A 214-nucleotide genomic window follows, 5' to 3' on the forward strand; every position below is an offset into this window, starting at 1 on the left:
CTGGGTTGCTTCGCTTCGCTCGCAAGGACGGCGGCGACGACCCGGGTTATCCGGCGGACTCAGCCGCGCAGCCCCGCTGCTCTCCCCGCACGCGCCCTGGCGCTACCCCCCGTCATTGCGAGCGAAGCGAAGCAACCCAGGGGGTGAGAGGCTCACCCCGCGCCGCTGGGTTGCTTCGCTTCGCTCGCAATGACGGTGGCGGTTGTCCGACGGA

This window comes from Allobosea sp. Leaf344 (genome assembly GCF_001426225.1).
GTDB lineage: Bacteria > Pseudomonadota > Alphaproteobacteria > Rhizobiales > Beijerinckiaceae > Allobosea.